Origin of the sequence: Alkalibacillus salilacus (assembly GCF_030812915.1) — a bacterium.
Classification (GTDB): Bacteria; Bacillota; Bacilli; order Bacillales; family Alkalibacillaceae; genus Alkalibacillus; species Alkalibacillus salilacus.
The window spans coordinates 16,972-37,925 of the sequence record NZ_JAUSTQ010000017.1 but is presented as its reverse complement, the minus strand read 5'-3'; the positions used below and the strand labels follow the sequence as shown (position 1 = coordinate 37,925).

The following is a 20,954-nucleotide window of genomic DNA, read 5'->3' as shown; positions in this document are numbered from 1 at the left end:
AAGATCTTGTAAATACAAATAGTAACTCACAAATGGAAATGATTGTATCTGAAGCAGATGAATTGCGAAGTGAAACGGTAACTTTATTAGATGAATTAGAAACAACTGTGAGCGAAGAACGGGCAACGGGTGTAACAACTGCGCAAAATAGTCAGGGAACAACGATGATGACGTTGCTAATATCTATGGCTGCTGCACTTGTTATTGGTATTGTATTGATGGTTATGATTAGTCGGATCGTATCACGAAATCTTGACGAGGTTGTAGCCGTTAGTAATCAAGTTGCTGACAATAATTTAGCTGTTGAACCAATCGCCTATGATGGCAAAGATGAAATTGGGCGTATGGCAACGGCTACAAATACGATGGTTGAAAACTTACGAACAATGGTCAATAAGATTTCTAACATATCAGAAACGGTAAGTAGCCAAAGTGAAGAATTAACACAATCAGCTAATGAAGTTCGAGAAGGCTCCGAGCAAATCTCGTCTACAATGGAAGAGATGTCATCAGGTGCTGAAACACAGGCCAATAACGCCAGTCAGCTTTCAGAAAATATGACATCATTTGATGGAAAAGTTCAGGAATCCAATCATAAAGGTGAGGCGATTCATGCGTCATCCCAAGATGTCCTATCATTAACGAATGAAGGGCGTAATATGATGAAATCATCGGTTAACCAAATGGCTGAAGTAGATCAAATTGTTAAAGATGCTGTTGAGAAAGTGAATAGTTTAGATCAACAATCGCAACAGATTTCAAAACTCGTTTCGGTTATTCAAGATATTGCGGAACAAACGAACTTACTTGCGTTAAACGCAGCTATTGAAGCAGCACGTGCTGGTGAGCATGGTCAGGGCTTTGCGGTTGTAGCAGATGAAGTCCGAAAATTAGCAGAGCAGGTATCAAATTCAGTCGATGAAATTACAGGTATTGTGAGCTCAATTCAAAACGAATCAACTAATGTCGTTAGTTCATTGCAATCTGGTTATGGTGAAGTGGAAAAAGGCTCAAATCAGATTCAAACGACAGGTGAAACATTCGAGCAAATCGCTAATGCCGTTACCGACATGTCAGATCAAATTCAAACCGTCAAAGATAATCTATCTGATATGGCTTCAAACACGCAAGAGATGACATCGAATGTCCAAGAAATCGCCTCAGTTGCAGAAGAATCAGCGGCAGGTGTTGAAGAGGCATCAGCATCAGCAGAACAATCCTCAAGTTCGATGCAAGAAGTCGCGTCCAGTTCGGATGAGTTATCTCGGTTAGCAGAGGATCTAAATGGATTGATTCGTGAATTTAAACTTAAATAAGCAGAATCACTATTAGGCGTATAAATAAATACGGAACCCTCTAACCTCCTGAGCTAAATAGCTTGGGAGGTTTTGTTGTGTACTAACCCTTTCATGCTTTGATTCTGTTATGGTCTTTACATAATCAGACTGTGTTGCCTTGATTGCATCATCAAGAATCGCCTCTTATATCGGTCAACAAAATTTTTCTATTGTTTAAAAGCAACAATCTAAATTAAGAACATACGTTTGATATCATAAAATCAATAGCAAAACAAACGTTCTATCCAAGCAACATTTTGTTATTAAATGGTCTGTTCATATCTAATATGAAATACAGCCGAATCAATCAGGTTGTTGTTGATCAACAAATTTTAAAAGGAGGCATTTTGTATGCAGGATCAGACGTTTTATGTGGATCAAGAAGAGCGCAAGATCACAACGCGATTTGCAGTCATGTTAAAGCATGAACGCAAACGACAGGGGTTGTCTTTACAGAGATTAGGAGAGCTAACGGGGATGTCGGCATCGTACATCCATCGCGTTGAAACGACGGAACGTCAAAATCCATCGTTAACCGTCGTGTTGTTATTGGCGAAGGCGTTAGAGTTTACGCCGTATCAACTATTCAACTTGTTTATTGATGTGGATGGTGATTGGAACGCAACGCCGAGCTTAGAGGAACTATTGATGGCTCATGAGTTCACGATTGGCGAGACTAAAATCGATAATGTACAAGCTAAACAGGCGCTCATCAAAATGGTCGAGCTTGTTGTCTATGAGATGAGCGAAAAGGTGACGATTGATGACGCGTCAACGCTATCGAAATTGGTGTCAGAATTCCATTCAGCTTGAGCGATTTGTTGTGTGAAGGAGTTGATCTTGATTGAGTAAAAAAGGCTCAAGAAAGGAGTTTTTGTTTCATATCATGTTGAAGGAGAACCCACAATTGCTGAAGCAATTGTGGGATGTTGATTATCAGCATGATAATTTAGAAAAACCGGTTCAAGATGGCTATATGGATATGAATGGATTGGATCAGCAGTCGGGTTTGCCCGTTATGATTGAAAGCCAATTAAATCAAAGCGATGATAATCATTTTAAAAAAGTGAAGCGCTTAATTGATGAGACGAATGAAGGTATCATTGCTTGGTTTGCACCGAGTTTTCGAACAGAGCATATTAGCGCCTTGTCAAAGCTGGTTCACTTTCAAACGATTAAGCCGATAAAGTTGTATTTCGTTGAGTTGAATGACAGTTTTTTGGATGAGTTAACGCATCTGAATCAATTAACAGATATGGCATTTTGGGAACGTTTAAGCGCTGGTTTGGTCGTGTTACCTGAGCTTTCGGTTGTCGGATGTGCGTCTACGATGCCAGACCATTACCAAGCGAGAGACGACCATTCAATATGGGTACCTGATAATCCAACGATTTCAACGTATTATAAAAATCAGTATTTTATGAGACGGTTATCGAAACGGATGCCTTATTTTTTGAATGTCCATCGCTATAAAAAGTTAAAGTCTAATCAGCTCAATTTCGGGACAGGACGCACGTCTATTCGATTAGCTTTCTCATTAGTGAATCGTATGGAGCAACCTTATATAGAATTCTCTATCACCAACCCAAAGCAGTATGAAAAAGCAATGTTTGAACAAGTTCTAAATGATGTAGCATCGCAACGATTGAAGCAAACGAACTGGTCAGTTGATCATCGTATATTGATGTATTATACCTTTTCGGATGATTTTTCAAGTATCGTTGAAGAACTGATTGATCAATTTGAATGGCTCTATAGCATTTATGAGCCCATTTTAAATCATCAAGAGAGCCAGCCAATCATAAAGGAAGAGCAGGTATCCTTATTTTAAGGATACCTGTGTTTTTGTGTTGAGCCATCGTCATTATTATGAAAGGGGAATAATGAGATGACGTACATAAAGCATAACATGTAATCATAATCGGTATATTGATTTGTCTTAATACAATAGAAATGGACCATCTTTATTGGCAAAAGAAGAAGGTCTTAGTGTTGAGCGTGATTTGTCATTATTCAATTACGACACCCACTAATGATTTATAATGATAAAGCCTAAATAATTGTTTTCTTAGTCTTAAATAGAATGTTTGAGTTGGATACCGTTTGGTAGGAAACATAACCAAATAATTCGTTACTATAACGGCAATAAAGTGGTGAAGAATTTTGATAGACTAAAAGTCATTCCGAGCTGGATTGATGTTGTTTTATGTGATTGTTTAGATGTTTTGATACAATAGGGTGAAATGTCACAATCTTTTCAAGAGGAGGTGGCTCCAATAGAGAAAAGTAATTCGATAGAAAATGAAGTAGAATATTTGATTTCTTTAGAACGTGAAGGAGAATACTGGGATTTTAAAGAAAAACACTACTCTAATAAGTCCGACCTTTTGTTTGATATCATTTGCATGGCTAATACTCTAAGTGATAGAGACGCTTATATTATCATTGGGGTAACTGATAATTATGAGTTAAAAGGTGTAACTGGGGACCCAAGTAGAAAAAATCAACAAAACCTGATCGATTTCATGAAAAATAAACCATTTGCAGGTGAGGTTAGGCCTATTGTTGAATTGCATACTGTGACTGTGAATCAAAGCGAATTGGATGTAATAGTGGTTAAGAATAGCTATGATGTGCCATTTTATTTATCAAGTCGATTTATGCAGGTTAACGCTAATTATATTTATACTCGTGTTGGTGATACCAATACACCAATTGATCAAGGTGCGGATATTAAAAATGTTGAAGATCTGTGGAAAAAAAGGTTTCGGTTAAATCAATCCCCCTTAGAGCAGTTTAAATACAAATTGCAGGAAAAAGATCATTGGGTTGAGCGCCCTGGTGACGATTTTTGGTATCACAGATATACCCCTGAATATACTATAGAAATAGACATGAATTGGGAGGCAGATAGGACTGAATTCTACTCTTATTTAATGCCAAACCAAACTACGATGTGGGGCTCAGTTAGTTTGAAGTATCATGGAACAACACTTTATAGTTCTGGAGCTGTGATATTGGATGGAGGTAGATTTAAAACTTCTGTTCCAGATTGGGGAAATATAGAAGACAGTAATAACTGTGGCGATTCATTATTGTACAAGTATTTTATAAAAGGGGACCTCAATCACTTGTTATATCATTTTTTTAATGATAATCATTTAGAATATGAAATGGCTCAACAACAATTTAAACAAGTCGTCATGTTTTTTGAGGATAGCCATGATAAAGAAGTCTTTGAAGAGTATATTAGTAACCGTATTCAATCGACAATGAATGAGGTGAAACAAAGAATTGCTAATAGCAATTGGTTATCCAGGATTGAAGAAGGCTTTGCGGAAAAAATTGCAACAGGTAAAATTTTAAAATCTCTCTATGATAGTGATTAAAAATGCTGGCAGATCGCCAGCATTTTATTTTAAAACAAGTTATCAATTGTGTGCTTTGTCTCATCGTGTACGAGTGTCCTTTCAACATCAGACTGTGACTCGGCTTGTTGATTCACTTGGAGAGCCTGAAGCACTTGGTTGATAATCTTTTGTTCATCCATACAGCCTTGCCCTTCCATGTCCTGTCGTATGAGTGATCTAATATAGTCACTAACATTATGCTCTGCTTTAATAGATTGTAAGTGTTCCCAAACGTCTGAATCACGTGGCGGAAAGCTTATGGTTGCTTTAGGATACTTGTTTGTCATGTCCAGTTTTCACCTTTAAAATCGAGATGAAGCTCTGAAGGTTTGCAAACTGTGGGTTTTCTACCACGTAGGCATTTGCAAACCTATCTTGAATTTCACCTTTTAAAAGGTTCGAGCCCCCACCGATAAAGTAGATGGTTGTGTTGTTGAAAGTGTACCCATTTATTTGTGCATAACTAATGATTTTATCGAGATGGTTTTGCTTGAACTGTTTGATCAGATCTGAACTTTCTTGTTGCACCTCGCCAAAGTGAATAAGAAAACCTTCCTTTATGATTTGTTCAAGATCATTAGCTGACACGTTTAAGTTATATTTTCTCTTTAACTCCGATTCGATGTCAGATTTCAAATGGTTGATGCCCAATTGGTTTACAATCATTGAATTAAAATCAGGTTGTAATCCTGAAAATGAGCAATAATTTGTATTAAGCCCGCCGATATCGATGATGGTTGAAGAAGCATTGGTGAATTGTTCGGGGTTATTATATATCATGCCAACTCCTTCAAAAGCAACGGTAACACTTTTGATGCTAAACATCTGAGGGATATCGTTGACTCGAATACTCACTGGATAACTTTTTTGTTTGATATAAGACTGGTATGATTCTTTGCTATTCTTGTCTTTATACATGTTTACAGGGACGTTCGCGGCTAAATGAATATCGAAGTCATCTGGATTAAGATTAGCTTTTTGAAAAAGGGCTATGACAGCAGTATAAATGGCGATTCGATGAATATTCAGGTGCTTATTCAGGTTACTGTCCATCATCGATTCAGACACCATATTACCTATTAAATATTCTTGACCGTTGTGCTTAACATGGAATGAACCTGGCTGTAAATCAATCCCCATACCATCGATAGCTTGTATTTTGGTGCGAAATGATGTTACATACTGTGTACCATTCACCTCTAAGATGCCTTTTGTGGCGTATTTACCTGAATCGACACCTATTAGTGCGTTTGGTTTCATTTTATCAACTCCTTTAATATATGATTTAATGTATAATAGACTTGGCAAAGCTGATTTATAATAATTTTTCATAATTTTTTGCGGGAGATTGTTTGACGTTCTTATAAATTCATAATAATAGGAGGGGATAATATGGAATCAGAAGAGTTTGTTTTCGGTAAGATCGTGCAACGTCATCGATTAGGCTTGGGTTGGTCTTTAAGCCATTTAGGTAAACAAATCGGAAATGTGTCTGCACCGTACCTGAACCGTTTAGAGCGAGGTGAAAAACGGAATCCAAGTTTCACATTGGCGATGGATCTAATTAGAGTGTTAAACATCGATCTGAAAGAAGTTCTGTTTTCATTAGGGTATACAGATATGGAAATTGATATCGATGATCAAACTACTTCAATTGACGAAATCATCCGTGTTAACGATTTAGCTTTGAAGGATGAAGATTTTCAAATAGAATTGCATTATAACGAGAAAGAGAAACTAATTCATATTATTAGAGCACTAACACACTACATATCCGAACCATACGAACAAATCTACCAAGTGATTGAAGAATCGGAGCAATTCAAAAGTCTGTTAAATGAACGAAGTCACTTTAGTGTCAGCATTAATGGTAATGAATACGATGTAGATATAGATTCGGATGTTTACAAGCGTATTGATTATCTTCGTGATTTGAAAGAAAGTATTTCGACGTCACTCCATGAGAGAGCTGATATTGCTGACATACACGATGATTCATTTACTCTGGACCTTCCAGACAAAAAGGTTTTATGTGTTAAATACAATCGCCAAATTAAAGTCGTATCATTATTGGACTAACCAACTACATTTTGTAGTTGGTTTTTTTGATGTTGTTACCTCCGTAACTTTATTGTCCAACTTAAAATTATTTTAATTTTATTGCTTATAAGCATTGAAAATGTTATTCTTGTCATTATACAATGATGAGTAAGATATTAGGCAATTTAAATAGAGTATTATGCACTTATGGAGGTAATAACGTGACTGAGAGTCCTGTGATAGAAAAACGTCAAACCGACGTCAATAATAATCTTAGTTCTGTTGAAGGAGCTAAACAAATTGAAGAAAATTTCAAAGACTTATTAGACAAAATCAGATACAAGGAAATGTGGAGCAATCAACATTTTGAGGTTTTTAATTATGAGGCTGGAACAGGAAAAAGTCGAATCACACAATTACTATTAGGTTTATATACGCAAAAAAGAGATGATTCTGTTCTATATGTACAGAAGTTTTCGCGCGACGGTGAATTACAGTCGACAGTTGATAGAATAAATGAATATGCTAAATGTGAAGTAGCAGCTTACTTGGATTCCCAAGATAATAAAGGTTCCAAAAAGCGGCGAAGGGAGAAGTTAAAGTCTCAGATATTAGTAATCACGCATCGGATGTATGAGCAAGTTTGTTATAGTGAACATGAAGATATCATCTCTGGGCGACAAATCTTAATCATAGATGAATTTCCTGATATTTTAGATCGTATAAAAGTTGAAATGAGTGATATTCAATGGCTTTGGAGCAATTCTCACAAATTTATAAATAGTGAATTAATTGAAATGCTGGCGCGTGAATTACGCGATCAATTGCACAGGTTTGAAAAAGATCCGTATTACATTCAAAATGTTCCTTATTATAGCCATGAGGTATCGAATGGCAATATGGTTGATGATTTAGAAGACTTTTTATCAACCTATAAGAAGAGTGAAGATGCAAGTATTGTAGAGAGAATATTATTTGTGTTGAAAAACGGGTGTTTTTATAATAATCAAGCGTTTCATACGTTTAATGATAACGTAGCATATAAAATGTTAGATAATAATATTATACTCGATGCTAACGGGGGATTGGATGCCCGCTATAACTTATCGTCGCTATTCCAAGTTAAAGAGCAACCTAAAAAATATAATTATTCGAATTCATCCTTAATACATTATGATGTGAAGACCAGTAAGGAATCATTATCGAATTATGTAAATTTTTATTATCAGGTGTTAGAAAAAGAGCCTATTGATCTAAAGCAAAGAACGTTATTTATTACTGATAAAAATAACTTTGACGATTTAAGAGAGAGCTTAATTGGGCATCTAAGTGCTATTTCACCATTAAAAGATCCTGAGATGCTTATAGACAAAGTTGTGTCGATTGATTATTTCGGTAATATTATTGGGGTCAACACGTATCAGATGTTTGATAAGGTTGTCATTTTAAAAACACCGAATTTTGATTATATTGATTATGTTTTACAATCGCATTTCTTTGATGACAATGAACAGCATGATGACTCGATATCAATGTTTAACGACGAAAGGGTTGAACCAATTCGTTTAACAATGATTGCGGGTGAGTTTTATCAAGCATTGAAACGTATTAACCGTGATAATCAATTACCTGCTCAATATGTATTATTTACAGATAATTCACAGGCAGTTGACATGATCGAGAGCGAGTTACCTGGAATTAATAGGTATGATTATGCTTTTAAACCTAAGACAAATCAAAAAGAGACGGAGTCTGGTAGACAAAGAAATTGGAGAAATTGTATTAGAGACTATCTATTACAATGCAAAAAAGAAGGTCGCACGCAAGTTACCAAAAAAGAACTTAGAGACAACTTGGGTCTTCAAGATAATTCGAATTTGAGTAAGTATTTAAAAGACTTACAATACTTTATGTCTCAACATGGTATTGAACCGGAACATCATCATATTGTGTTTAGACAATAAAGCTAAATAAAACAGTCCTTTATAGGGCTGTTTTTTTATGAAGTATTTTGTTTTGTTGTGATTAGTCACAGTGCTGTAGGTTCACTGCCTTTAACGTATAGTGATTAAAAATTGATATTTTAAGTCTTTATATATATTCAAGTTTCTTCGTTGAAACTCTTTACAAAGTATAGATCATGTTATAATATGTTTATAACATGATTTTGTTATAAGTTGTTTATAACAAAAAAAGGGGGGTGTATGATGAAACTCGGGGACATAGCTCAAATTAAAATGGGGTTAGTTCTTTCGCGGAAGAAAGCGAGGATGGACTTTGATATAAAGAAAAAATATCCTTTAGTTTCGCTTGGGAATTTGGATGAAGAAGGTATATTTAATGCTAAACAGTTTGAAACCTTCGGCAGTCAGTCAATATTAGATGAACGTTATTTAACTAAAAAAGGTGATATCCTTTTTCGATTGACGTACCCTTATACGGCTCTTTATATTGATAATCAACATGAAGGGTTGTTGATTCCGTCATCTTTCGGAATTATTCAAGTAGTCAATCCAAACTTCATGTCTGAGTATGTTGCGTGGTATTTGAATTCTAACGTTATTAAACACGAATTAGAACGAGCTCAATCAGGATCAATGGTTGCCAGTACAAACAAAAATATATTACAAGGTTTGGAGATTAAAGAGCTTCCGCTGGTGAGACAAGAAACCATTACAGAGGTTTTGGAATTATATCAACAAGAAAAGCAATTATATGAACAATTAGTGATTGAAAAAGGTAAATACATTGAAGCAATCACCAACAAATTGTTATTAAATGAGGAGGAATAAGTATGAGTGAACAAGTGACTAAAGAACAGATTAATTCCGTTTTATGGCAGGCGGCCGATACATTTCGAGGGAAGATTGATTCCAGCATCTATAAAGATTACATATTGACGATGTTGTTCTTAAAGTATATGAGTGATGCTAATAAGGAACATTTAGAAGAATATAAAAAGAAATACAATGGGGATGAAAAACGTATACAACGTGCGTTATCCCGTGAGCGTTTTGTATTAGAAGACGATGTAACTTTTGACTATTTATACAGTAAACGCAATGACCCTAAAATCGGTGAAATCATTAACAAAGCGTTAGAAAAACTTGAAGATGAAAACACCGGAAAACTCCGAGGGGTTTTCCGTAACATCGACTTTAACTCAGAATCGGTGCTGGGGAAAGCGAAAGAGCGTAATTCGATGCTTCGTTCAGTTCTGGAAGATTTCAATAAACTTACTTTAAAACCTTCTGTTGTTGGAAGAGAAGATGTTATTGGCGATTCGTATCAATATATGATTGAACGCTTTGCTTCAGATGCAGGAAAGAAGGGTGGAGAGTTTTTTACCCCAACTATGGTGTCAGAACTATTAGCAAGACTTGTTCAACCTGAAGAAAACGATCGAATTTATGACCCGACGTGTGGTTCTGGTTCACTTCTTATTAAAGTAGCGAATCAAGTACCGAGTAAAAAGGTACAAATATACGGTCAAGAACGTAATGGTCAAACACACGCCTTAGCTATTATGAATATGTACCTTCATGACATTGATGATGCAAGGTTAGAGTGGGGTGATACGTTATCAAATCCACTACACTTAAAAGATGATAAGCTTATGAAATTTCAACGTATTGTTGCCAATCCGCCTTTCTCATTAGATAAATGGGCGATGGGATTTGCAGGTGAAACAAGTGCAGATAATAAATTTAAAATGGATGCTTCCTTAGACCCTTATCGTCGATTTGAATGGGGTGTTCCTCCAAGTTCAAAAGGGGACTATGCTTTTGTTCAACATATGTTGTACTCGTTAGATGAGGGTGGAAAAATGGCGACGATTTTACCACACGGTGTGTTATTCAGAGGGTCAAGTGAAGGGAAGATCCGGAAGCAGATCCTTGACATGAATCTATTAGATGCAGTCATTGGTCTTCCAGAAGGTTTATTCTATGGAACAGGAATCCCGGCATGTATTATGGTCTTCCAAAAGAATCGCACACGTGAAGATGTCTTATTCATTGATGCGTCGGGTGAAGATAACTATGAAAAAGGTAAAAATCAGAACAAGCTACGTGATCAAGACATTCAGAAGATTGTCGATACGTATGAAAACTATGTAACAATTGAGAAATACTCCTATGTTGCCACTAAAGATGAAATCAAAGAGAATGATTATAACTTAAATATCCCACGTTATGTGGATACGTTTGAAGAAGAAGAACCCGTTGATATGGCTGAAGTGAAACAGAACATTAATAATATTAAGTCTGAATTGCAAGGCATTGAGAATAAGTTGCAAGAGTATCTGAAAGAGTTAGGATTGTAGGTGAGAAGCTTGATTAAAGATAGAAGTAAACAAAGATATGGATTAAAAAATTTACCTGAAGACTGGGAAATAACTTTGATTGACAATGTTGCCACTCGAAAATCAGGTCATACGCCTAATAAAAAAATAGGGGAATATTGGAATGGAACCATTCCTTGGGTATCCTTGAAAGATATCTATAAATTTAATCAAAAATATGTCTATGATACTACTGATAACACAACGTGTGAAGGTATCAATAATTCATCGGCAGTTCTACTCCCTAAAGGAACAATTATGATATCAAGAGATGCTACAATAGGTAAGATGGCCATAGCAGGTCAAGAAATGGCTACGAGCCAACATTTTATTAATTATATATGTGGGCCCAAGTTAAACAATGTATATCTTTACTATAATCTTTTATATAGAGACTATATATTTGAAAAATTTGCTGTTGGTAGCACAATTAAAACTATAGGTTTGAATTTTTTCAAGAATTTAATAATTGCACTTCCGCCAATTGAGGAACAACAAAAAATAGCTGAGATTCTCTCCACCTGGGACAAAGCGATTGAATTAAAAGAGCAATTAATAGAGCAGAAAAAAGAACGAAAAAATGGATTAATGCAGAAGTTGTTGACGGGTGAAATGAGAGTATCAGGATTTGATGGCGAGTGGAAGGAGATCAGGTTAGGAGATATAGGTTTTTGTATCCGAGGTGTGAGTTATAAACCAGGTGATTTATATTCAGAAGAGAGCACAAATACTTGTAGGTTATTAAGGTCAAATAATATTTTTGAAAACAAAGTTCTTTATTCAGATATTCAATATGTTGATAAAGTAAAAGTAAAAGAAAAACAAATTCTTAAAGAAAACGACATTATCATTAGTATGGCGAATGGTTCTAAAAAATTAGTAGGAAAAAATGTAGAGTATAAGCATGCTTCAAATCAATCTTATACAGTTGGAGCGTTTTGTTCAATTTTTCGATCAAAGAAAAATGTTTCATCGAGGCTCATCAAGTATTTGTTCAAGACAAGTAAATATGATTATTACGTTTCAATTTTAATTGCAGGATCTAATATAAATAATTTAAAGCCTTCAGATATAGAATCTATGAAATTCTTTGTCCCTTCAGATTTAGAGGAACAGAATAAAATAGCTGAAACTCTTGGTATTTGCGATAAAGAGATATTTTATTTGGAAGAAGAGTTACGACACATAAAGTTACAAAAAAGAGGTCTTATGCAGTTACTTTTAACAGGAAAGGTTCGGGTGAAGGTCTAATACTTCCTTCCTTCCTTTCTTCTTAATCTACTATTACGGAGGTGATTGGATGCATTCGCCAAGGAGTGATGAGCTTTCAACGAGTCAACAACCTGCGATTGACGTATTGAGAGGTATGGATTATCAATACTTACCCACAGAAGAAGCCGAACAAATGCGGGGCAACCTGTATAATGTGTTACTCAAAGATATTTTGAAGAAAAAACTAAACGAATTGAATGGCTTTGAATATAAAGGGGAAACGCATGCGTTTAGTGACGGCAATGTGGAGCAGGCGATTCGTGACTTAGATGAGTCGTTAACGGACGGCTTAGTGAAGACTAATGAAAAAATCTATGAATCACTCATGTTAGGGAGAAGTTATACGGAGAATTTACCTGATGGATCGAAGAAATCATTTTCTCTCCAGTTCATTGATTGGGAGCACTTTGAAAATAATGATTTTCATGTGGTGGAAGAGTTCACCGTTGAACGTCAAGATGGGAAGGGGACAGTTCGCCCAGATATCGTGCTGTTTGTGAATGGGATTCCGTTTTCGGTGATTGAATGTAAGAAAGCCTCCGTATCGATGGCACAAGGTGTTAGCCAAATGATACGAAATCAAGGCAAAGACTATGTTCCACAGCTTTTTAAGTTTGTTCAAATCGTGATGGCAACGAATAAAAATGAAACGCAATATGCGACTTGCAATACGCCACAAAAATTCTGGTCGATTTGGAAAGAACAAAATTCGAAATGGTTAGAAAAGCAACTGAATCAAACGGTATCCGATCGTATGCCGACAACCCAAGATCGCAACATTATTTCGTTGTTTCATCCTGAAAGACTATTAGATCTTACAAGATATTTTGTGTTGTTTGATAAAGATGTTAAGAAGATTGCTCGTTATCAACAATATTTTGCGATTAAAGAGATCATTAATACCATTGAAGAACGTGATGAAAACGGAAATCGTCAAAGTGGTGTGATCTGGCATACACAAGGATCAGGGAAATCGTTAACGATGGTCATGTTGGCTAAATATATTTTATCAGAGCTTTGGAATACAAACCCGAAAGTTGTCGTCGTAACAGACCGTGTTGATTTAGATAAACAAATTCACCGAACTTTTAACCATACGAGACTGAAAGCGACACGAGCAACAACAAGTAATCATTTAATCGATTTAATCAATGACAACAATGCTGATGTCGTGACGACTCTCGTCCATAAATTTGATAAGGTCTCGAAAGATCAAGAACCGATTACATCAAAAGACATATTTGTGTTGGTGGATGAAAGTCATCGAACACAGTATGGTGAACTGAACCTAAAGATGAAAAAAGTATTTCCGAATGCCAGCTACTTAGGTTTCACAGGAACACCACTCATGAAAAAAGAGAAAAATACGATGATACGTTTCGGAAAATTGATTCACCAATATACGATTGCTGATGGTGTTGAAGATAAAGCGATTTTGCCACTCCTATATGAAGGGAGAATGGTCGAACAAACCGTTAACCAAAAAGCGATTGATCATAAGTTAGATATGATTACGCGTCACTTGAATGACGAGCAAAAGGATCAAGTGATGAAAAAGTGGAGTACTTTTGAGCGAATCGCATCATCGGATCAGCGACTGAGTATGATTGCCTTTGATATTAATAATCATTTTATGGATAACTATAAAACGCAAGGTTCCAACTTTAAGGCAATGTTGGCGACGAATAGTAAAATTGAAGCTATTCGTTATTTAGAAGCATTTGAAGAATTAGGTGATTTAAATTGTGCGGTTGTGATTTCTCCACCTGATGAAAGAGAAGGGCATGAAGCTGTAGATGTTGCTTCAAAAGATCGTATTCAACGCTTTTGGCAACGAATGATGGATAAATACCAAACACCAGACAGATATGAAGATACTATCAAGGACGAATTTGTGAATGGCGATGACATAGACATATTAATTGTGGTAGACAAGCTTTTAACAGGGTTCGATGCCCCGAAGGCGACTGTTTTATATGTTGATAAGTTAATGAAAGAACATACACTTTTACAAGCCATTGCCCGCGTCAATCGTCTTTATGAAGGAAAAGACTTTGGTGTGATTGTTGATTATCGAGGTTTATTGGATAAGTTAGATGAAGCAATGGAAATGTACTCAGGAGCTGGGCTTGAAAATTTTGACCCTGAGGATTTAAAAGGTGCTTTACATGATGTTGTTTCAGTTGTGGGCGAATTACGTCAACATTACTCAGATTTATGGCAACTATTCGCACCTGTGAAAAATAAGCAAGATACCGAGGAATATGAGGTATTGTTAGCGGATGAGGAGTTACGAGATGACTTTTATGATATATTAAGTCAATTCGGGAGAAACGTCGGAATTGCATTAGAATCGGAGCAAATATATAACAGTTTAGGTGCTGAAGAGTTAGATAAATATAAGAATGACTTAAGATTTTTACAGGAATTAAGGAAAAGTGTAAAACTTCGTTACTCTGATTCCATTGATCATAAAGAGTATGAAGCGAAAATGCAGAAACTAATGGATCAATATATATCGTCAGAAGAGATGATGCAAATTACAAAACCAGTTGATATTTTAGATCGCGAAGGCTTTGAAGAAGAAATGAACCGATTAGGCTCTAAACGAGCGAAAGCCGATGCCATTCGAACAAGGTTAACAAGAAGTATCCATCAAAAATGGGATGAAAACCCCGCTTACTATAAAAAGTTTTCAGAACGAATCCAAGAAACATTAGAAGATTACAAAGAAAAACGGATCAGTGAAGCAGAATACTGGCAGCGCATGAATGAGATGAAAGAAGAATACCGAAGAGGGGCTTCTGAAGATCAATATCCGGATAATATTAAAGGAAAAGGCAATGCACAAGCCTTTTATGGAATAGCAAAAGACTTTTTTGATGAAGTTAAGGAACCGTCTGCATCATACGAAATTGTTGGTGAATTAGCTTTAGATATAGATCAAATTATTGATGAACTGACTAAGGTGGATTGGCACGACAATCAAGATGTACACAATGGGATTGAACAGGAATTAGATGATTTGTTGTGTGATTTTGTGGATCAACATGCCTTGAACCTGAATTATGATCAAATTGATAAATTGATTGAACACATTAAGACTGTTGCACTAAGACGATATTAAGGGTGAGTATATGACAGAACAACATCAATTAGAATACGGCAGTCACATCATCCAATATGAAATTGAACGAAAAAATGTAAAGCATGTCAATTTAAATATTAAACCCAATATGACCGTCGTTGTATCAGCTCACCAGGATGTTCCGCTTGATTTTATACAAAGGTTTGTGCAGAAAAAAGCATCGTGGATTCTTAAACATCTTGGGAAGTTTGAAAAGGTGCAACCAGAGAAAAAAAGTGAACGTGAATATGTAAGTGGGGAGTCATATAAGTATTTAGGTAAACAATATCGATTACGCGTCAAGAAGGTTCAACAAAAAGAAGATGAACACGTAAAATATTTACGAGGCTTTCTTTATCTTTATGTGACAGACCCCGATCAATATGAGAAGAAAGAAGCTTTAATGACGGAATGGTATCGCAAGCGAGCTCGTGTTATTTTTCAAGAAGCATTGGACAAAGCTTACTCCAAGCTTGAAAAGTATGAGGTCCCGAAACCAACTATTCAGATTAGAACGATGAGAGCCCGTTGGGGATCGTGTTTAAAGGATTCAGAAACCATCTTATTAAATGTTGAATTGATTAAGGCACCCAAACATTGTATCGAGTATGTGGTGTTACATGAATTGATTCACTTTAAATACAACGATCATAGCGATCAATTTTATCAAATGTTGTACGCTCTGATGCCAGATTGGGAGAAACGTAAAGTGATATTAGATGAAGAAGTTGTGAGAGAATTGTAGTTTAAAAATGGATTTAATGCTTACGCCAAGAGGTAGTTCCAGCATGATGTGTTGGAACTATCTTTTTTATGAGTTTAATGACAACGAGCACAGCCAGAAGGTTCCGAAAGCTTACAAAAAACAGGGTGTCGGATGATCGTGGAAATCAAATCGGGATTATTCTATTTAATGAAGTCAGTAAGATGTCAGGTTATTATAACAGTGCACTTTAGTTTAACGTTTACAGCAATCCTGGAATAAGGGTTGCTTTTTTGTTTGTATAGCTCGCATTTGTTATGGTCAACGTTTAAAGCGACTTATAACGTAGTGCACTACAACATTGATATCGTATTGACTGTTTATTGAAAATTGAGTGGCAGTGTATTGAGTTATGTGTCAAACAATCTATGGGTAAGCACTATACATTAAATGGAATCTATCACACCAGAGCAAATGATATGGTGAGATACATATGGTCATAAGTCATAAACTATATAACCATTTGCAACGGTTGAATAAAGTTAATGGATAGGTTTGCTAACAATGAGCAACAGGTTAGTGGCATCTTCCATCATGATAGTGGTGATTTTCTTGTTGCTCATATTAATACACCACATCATATATTGCTGAATATAGTGAATCGTCAACTCCAAAAAAACTGATGTGGTGGTGTTCCGAGAACATACGGTAATGGTAAAAATATTGAGCAAATGGCGGGTTGGCATCAACCAAATTTTAATGTGATGGATTCATTTGCTCGTAAACCCCTTTTTCAATATTGGTAAGCAGTTTTCAATAAATCAACAACGTGAAGATGGAACATCTAACTATGATAGTTTGAACATCTGGCGTTGTTGATATCACTCCATATATGACATGTTATTCAATTTCATATGGTGATGTTATAGGACACCATTAATATCATGTTATTTATATTGCCATTTAACCATATGAATATAGCGACAAACTCGTATTATATCATCTCCCTTGTATATAAATATATAATTACGAGTTTATGCCCATGTCATATGGTCTTTCAATTAAACGGTCTTTACGGGATTACATTAATATCCCTCAGAATAGCGTGTGATATCCATCGTCAAGGGTTGTTTAAATAGTGACCAAGGGTTAACTTCTTATCTACAATCCTATTAACGGTTAGCAGTTATATTTTTATAACATGTTGAGCAATGGATAACGTAATTGATGATATCAAAAGGTTTGGTGGCATCCTCTTGGGTAAGAGGGTTAATTATGGTGAAACGGTTTATTGATAATGAAGGCAATAACGTCAAACAGGGTCCGACGTATAATCTGTTTTGTATAAACAAATATTAGTTTAAATTGATAGTAGACGTTTGAGGCCTCTTTAATTGAAAGATAGATTTATTATCTATTCAGTGCCATTCAAACGTTAAGGGTTAGGTTAAACACCCTCGAACACAATACCTGTTGTTGACGGTTTGTCTATAAGATATCTTTATATTACTCAGGCAGGTTAATTAAACCAAACTAATAATAAAAATGAGGTGACAGATTATGTTGACAGATTTACTGGAAAGCGATGTTAGTAATCTCCCAATATTTAGAGAAATGTGCCAAGATTCATTTGAGTTTGTTTCTTATAATGACGTTCAATTCAAAAACATCCTAATATCTCAATTGATTTCCGAATTGGAAGCAGAAGATATGGGTATATATTTAGGTTCTCCCAAAAAAGAGGCAAGGGAAATTGATCGATTCTCGCAATCAAGACACCAGTTTTTAGGTAAAGCGGATAATCCTATATCAGTGTTGAAAGATGTGCAGTATATCGATTTAACATCATTTGATTCAAAGGGAATTCTTAAACGTTTGGAACGTCATATAGAGGGTGAATCGATTGATTGGTTAATTTTAGACTTAACGTTAGATCAGCTTTCTCCTTCATTAATTGATCTATTGAATGAATTCTATGAAGAGTATGCAGTAACAGTTGTGGTGGCTTATTATTTACCGGATGATCCTAAAGTCGTTAATTTTTTCAAACGCAGAACAGACTTGTCTTTTAATAGTCCTGAACTGAACACTAAGAAACCTTCCTCAGGTAAAGTTGCAACACTCAGTTCCATCCATAGCGATAGAGAGATGAAGACTTTCATTAACGTGCGACCGCATTACGGGGTATTGCAAGAAGAGATTTAATTATAGTCTAAGGAGTTGATTATTTGAAAGATGCACGAGATTTGAAAGTTTATCAGAAAGCAGAAGACTTATGTGTAGCAGTAGAAGCAACGCTTGATACATTTCCGGCTAAACAGAAATACAACCTGATTGACCAAATTAGACGGGCTTCCACCTCTATTGTTGCAAATATCGCAGAGGGGAATGGCGTCCAATACCCTAAAAAAGAAAAGGACTTTTATGATATCGCAGTAGGAAGCGCGTGCGAAGTACAAGCTTTACTTCATTTAAGTAGTAGACTCCATTATGTATCCAACGATTCGTTTGAAGAATTTGATCAGGCACTTTGGGAGATAAGAAGAATGCTAACAGCGCTTATCAAAAAGTTGTCTGAGTCATAAAAGAGGAGGGAGTTTATGAACTATGATTTTCGAGAAGCTGCTTTATATGAGCGTAGCGTTGATTTAACTGAGTACGTATTAAAATCATACAATGATGTGACGTTGATTAAGCATGCGGTTAGCGTTTTAAGGTGTGCTACTCGAGCATTGACGACGCAAAATATGAAAGTGAAATACAAAAAGCTTAATGAATTGAAACATTATTTAGAACAACTCGACAGTCAACATGATGATGATTTAGAAAATCTGAAATCGCATGTAATTAAGCTGACTAACGCACATTTTAGGAAGCAAACAGATGCAGCATAAGTGTTATTAATAGAGTTAACAGTGTTATAAACAATTCAATTGAAAGAAGCTTCAAATGCGACTTTAACATGTCGCATAATACATATCCCCGAACCCCCAACCTGACTTTAAGCATATTATCTTTAACAATAATCCTGCACACTATATTTTTTCAAATAGACTAATTGCTATAAGCGTGTTAATTTCTACAGGTTTTGAAACATAATAAAAAATGTGTATCAAAAAGCCTAAGAATCATTTTTGGTACGTTTTAGGCCCTTCTCATACGATTTGAAACGTAATATAATTTGAATAGAACACATATTCTGATTGGAGTGGTTATTATTCGAATTGGATACATCCGTGTTTCATCGGAGAGTCAAAGTGTCGATCGTCAAAAACAACTTTTAGAAAAAGTAGAGATTGATAAGTATTACATTGAGAAAGTGAGTGGCCGAAACAGAAATCGTGATCAATTAAATGAAATGATCGATTTTGTCCGAGAAGGTGATACGGTTGTCGTTGAATCGATATCGAGATTAGCACGCAACACAAAAGACTTCCTCGAAATCGTTAACAACCTAACTGAATCAGGAGTCGAAGTGATTAGTTTGAAAGAACAAATTGATACATCAACTGTCCAAGGTCGATTTATCTGTACAATCTTTGGTGCGTTGTACGAGCTCGAACGTGAGAGCATAAAAGAAAGACAACGAGAAGGCATTGAAACGGCAAAAATAAAAGGGATTCAATTTGGAAGGCCACCAATTGAAGTGGACGACAAGTTCAAACGAGAGTATCAAAAATGGGTGTCAGGCAAGCAAACGGCTGCTCAATCCTTTAGAAATTTAGGTATTTCAAAATCATCATTTTATCGAAAAGTTAAAGAAATGGAGGATGAGAAACAAATTGAAACAACTCAATAATCATGATGCGGAATGACTGCATTTCTTTTAGGACCTCAAAAAAAAACGAGGTATTTTGCCTATAAGAAATGCAGTTTTTATTTTGCCTATTTTGGAGGTGTTGATTTTGACACAAAAAGATTCAAATCGAAAATACTCAAACGAGACTAAACGGTTCATCAAAGAAGGTCGAGGACAAGGTACAGGAAGTGACTATATGCCTTGGACAAAAATGTACACACATGAGTTTTCATCTAAAGGGCGAGCAACGCGAATCTTAGGTGTAAAGACAAATCGAATTCATCATTTTCAGTCTGATAACCAATATCGTGCGTTTTTGATGTTTGAGTTTAACATAAACGTCATTGATATCAGAGAGTCATATCCCTTATTGGACATAGATGAAACGATTGATCAAAAAGACGACCTTCGTTTTGAGAAATTTCGAGATAAAGAAACAGGGGAACAATATGTTATTACAACCAACTTTCTTCTAACAGTTAAAGATGAAAAAGGTGATGTTCGTCATGTTGCGAGAACAGTAAAAAATGCTTCGGAATTAAAGCGGAAGTTAACTTGGGAAAAGCTTGAGATTGAACGCCTTTATTGGGAAGCAAAAGGTGTTGATTGGAAGGTGATAACAAATAAACAACTACCTAAAAAGTTAACCCAAAATATTGAATGGATAAGGGAGACGCTATTATATCAACATGATGAGTTGGATTATCTTGAACATGCAGATCATCTTTTAGATCATTTGTACCTTAAATCTGAACGAAATGTAGATGTTCTTTTAACAGAATTTGAAGAACGTGAATCAATTTCATATGGAACAGGCTTATTCTTGTTTCGCTATCTGATTGCAACACATAAGCTAACAGTTGATTTAACAGAACCTATTAAATTAAATCAACCACTTATTTCATTAATAAAATAAGGGTGATT

Annotated in this window: 18 protein-coding genes; 16 read left to right on the top strand and 2 right to left on the bottom strand. The window is 35.6% G+C overall.

Going from position 1 to position 20,954, the window contains the following annotated elements:
* The 4 genes from J2S77_RS13595 to J2S77_RS13580 all read left to right on the top strand — a co-directional run.
* A partial coding sequence (locus J2S77_RS13595; RefSeq protein WP_306978228.1) for a methyl-accepting chemotaxis protein occupies window positions 1-1,316 on the top strand: 1,316 nt, incomplete at its 5' end.
* 372 nt (window positions 1,317-1,688) lie between these two features.
* Window positions 1,689-2,150, top strand: a complete 462-nt coding sequence (locus J2S77_RS13590; protein WP_306978226.1) for a helix-turn-helix domain-containing protein — start codon at window positions 1,689-1,691, stop codon at window positions 2,148-2,150.
* Between the two features lie 31 nt (window positions 2,151-2,181).
* Window positions 2,182-3,168 (top strand): hypothetical protein, encoded by a 987-nt coding sequence (locus J2S77_RS13585; protein WP_306978224.1) that lies wholly within the window; start codon window positions 2,182-2,184, stop codon window positions 3,166-3,168.
* Window positions 3,169-3,580: 412 nt separating this feature from the next.
* Window positions 3,581-4,726, top strand: coding sequence for an ATP-binding protein (locus J2S77_RS13580; RefSeq protein WP_306978222.1), 1,146 nt, complete (start codon window positions 3,581-3,583; stop codon window positions 4,724-4,726).
* Window positions 4,727-4,755: 29 nt separating this feature from the next.
* Here J2S77_RS13580 and J2S77_RS13575 read toward each other — a convergent pair whose 3' ends face one another.
* Together J2S77_RS13575 and J2S77_RS13570 are read right to left on the bottom strand one after the other, a co-directional pair.
* On the bottom strand, window positions 4,756-5,034 hold the full coding sequence (locus J2S77_RS13575; protein ID WP_306978220.1) for a hypothetical protein: 279 nt from the start codon (window positions 5,032-5,034) through the stop codon (window positions 4,756-4,758).
* Entirely contained in the window at window positions 5,015-6,007 is a 993-nt protein-coding gene (locus J2S77_RS13570) for a ParM/StbA family protein (protein ID WP_306978218.1), read from the bottom strand. Before J2S77_RS13570 ends, J2S77_RS13575 begins: the two co-directional genes overlap by 20 nt.
* Window positions 6,008-6,139: 132 nt before the next feature.
* On the opposite strand from J2S77_RS13570, the gene J2S77_RS13565 reads away from it, so the two are divergent.
* The 12 genes from J2S77_RS13565 (at window position 6,140) to J2S77_RS13510 (ending at window position 20,946) form a co-directional block, all read left to right on the top strand.
* Window positions 6,140-6,826: a helix-turn-helix domain-containing protein gene (locus J2S77_RS13565; RefSeq protein WP_306978216.1), complete on the top strand. Its 687-nt coding sequence runs from the start codon at window positions 6,140-6,142 to the stop codon at window positions 6,824-6,826.
* A 182-nt stretch (window positions 6,827-7,008) separates the two neighbouring features.
* Window positions 7,009-8,751: a hypothetical protein gene (locus J2S77_RS13560; RefSeq protein WP_306978214.1), complete on the top strand. Its 1,743-nt coding sequence runs from the start codon at window positions 7,009-7,011 to the stop codon at window positions 8,749-8,751.
* Window positions 8,752-8,994: 243 nt separating this feature from the next.
* On the top strand, window positions 8,995-9,579 hold the full coding sequence (locus J2S77_RS13555; RefSeq protein ID WP_306978211.1) for a restriction endonuclease subunit S: 585 nt from the start codon (window positions 8,995-8,997) through the stop codon (window positions 9,577-9,579).
* 2 nt (window positions 9,580-9,581) lie between these two features.
* Window positions 9,582-11,111 (top strand): type I restriction-modification system subunit M, encoded by a 1,530-nt coding sequence (locus J2S77_RS13550; RefSeq protein ID WP_306978209.1) that lies wholly within the window; start codon window positions 9,582-9,584, stop codon window positions 11,109-11,111.
* Between the two features lie 9 nt (window positions 11,112-11,120).
* Entirely contained in the window at window positions 11,121-12,380 is a 1,260-nt protein-coding gene (locus J2S77_RS13545; protein WP_306978207.1) for a restriction endonuclease subunit S, read from the top strand.
* A gap of 49 nt (window positions 12,381-12,429) precedes the next feature.
* Window positions 12,430-15,528, top strand: a complete 3,099-nt coding sequence (locus J2S77_RS13540; RefSeq protein WP_306978205.1) for a type I restriction endonuclease subunit R — start codon at window positions 12,430-12,432, stop codon at window positions 15,526-15,528.
* Window positions 15,529-15,538: 10 nt separating this feature from the next.
* Complete coding sequence (locus J2S77_RS13535; RefSeq protein ID WP_306978203.1) at window positions 15,539-16,273, top strand: M48 family metallopeptidase; 735 nt, start codon at window positions 15,539-15,541, stop codon at window positions 16,271-16,273.
* Between the two features lie 1,518 nt (window positions 16,274-17,791).
* Window positions 17,792-18,436, top strand: coding sequence for a hypothetical protein (locus J2S77_RS13530; RefSeq protein ID WP_306978201.1), 645 nt, complete (start codon window positions 17,792-17,794; stop codon window positions 18,434-18,436).
* A gap of 23 nt (window positions 18,437-18,459) precedes the next feature.
* The gene (locus J2S77_RS13525; protein ID WP_306978198.1) at window positions 18,460-18,816 is read left to right on the top strand and encodes a four helix bundle protein; all 357 of its coding nucleotides are present in this window, start codon (window positions 18,460-18,462) and stop codon (window positions 18,814-18,816) included.
* 15 nt (window positions 18,817-18,831) lie between these two features.
* On the top strand, window positions 18,832-19,125 hold the full coding sequence (locus J2S77_RS13520; RefSeq protein WP_306978197.1) for a hypothetical protein: 294 nt from the start codon (window positions 18,832-18,834) through the stop codon (window positions 19,123-19,125).
* A gap of 287 nt (window positions 19,126-19,412) precedes the next feature.
* Window positions 19,413-20,030, top strand: coding sequence for a recombinase family protein (locus J2S77_RS13515; protein WP_306978195.1), 618 nt, complete (start codon window positions 19,413-19,415; stop codon window positions 20,028-20,030).
* Between the two features lie 106 nt (window positions 20,031-20,136).
* The gene (locus tag J2S77_RS13510; protein ID WP_306978194.1) at window positions 20,137-20,946 is read left to right on the top strand and encodes a TnsA endonuclease N-terminal domain-containing protein; all 810 of its coding nucleotides are present in this window, start codon (window positions 20,137-20,139) and stop codon (window positions 20,944-20,946) included.
* The last annotated feature ends 8 nt before the right edge of the window (window positions 20,947-20,954 follow it).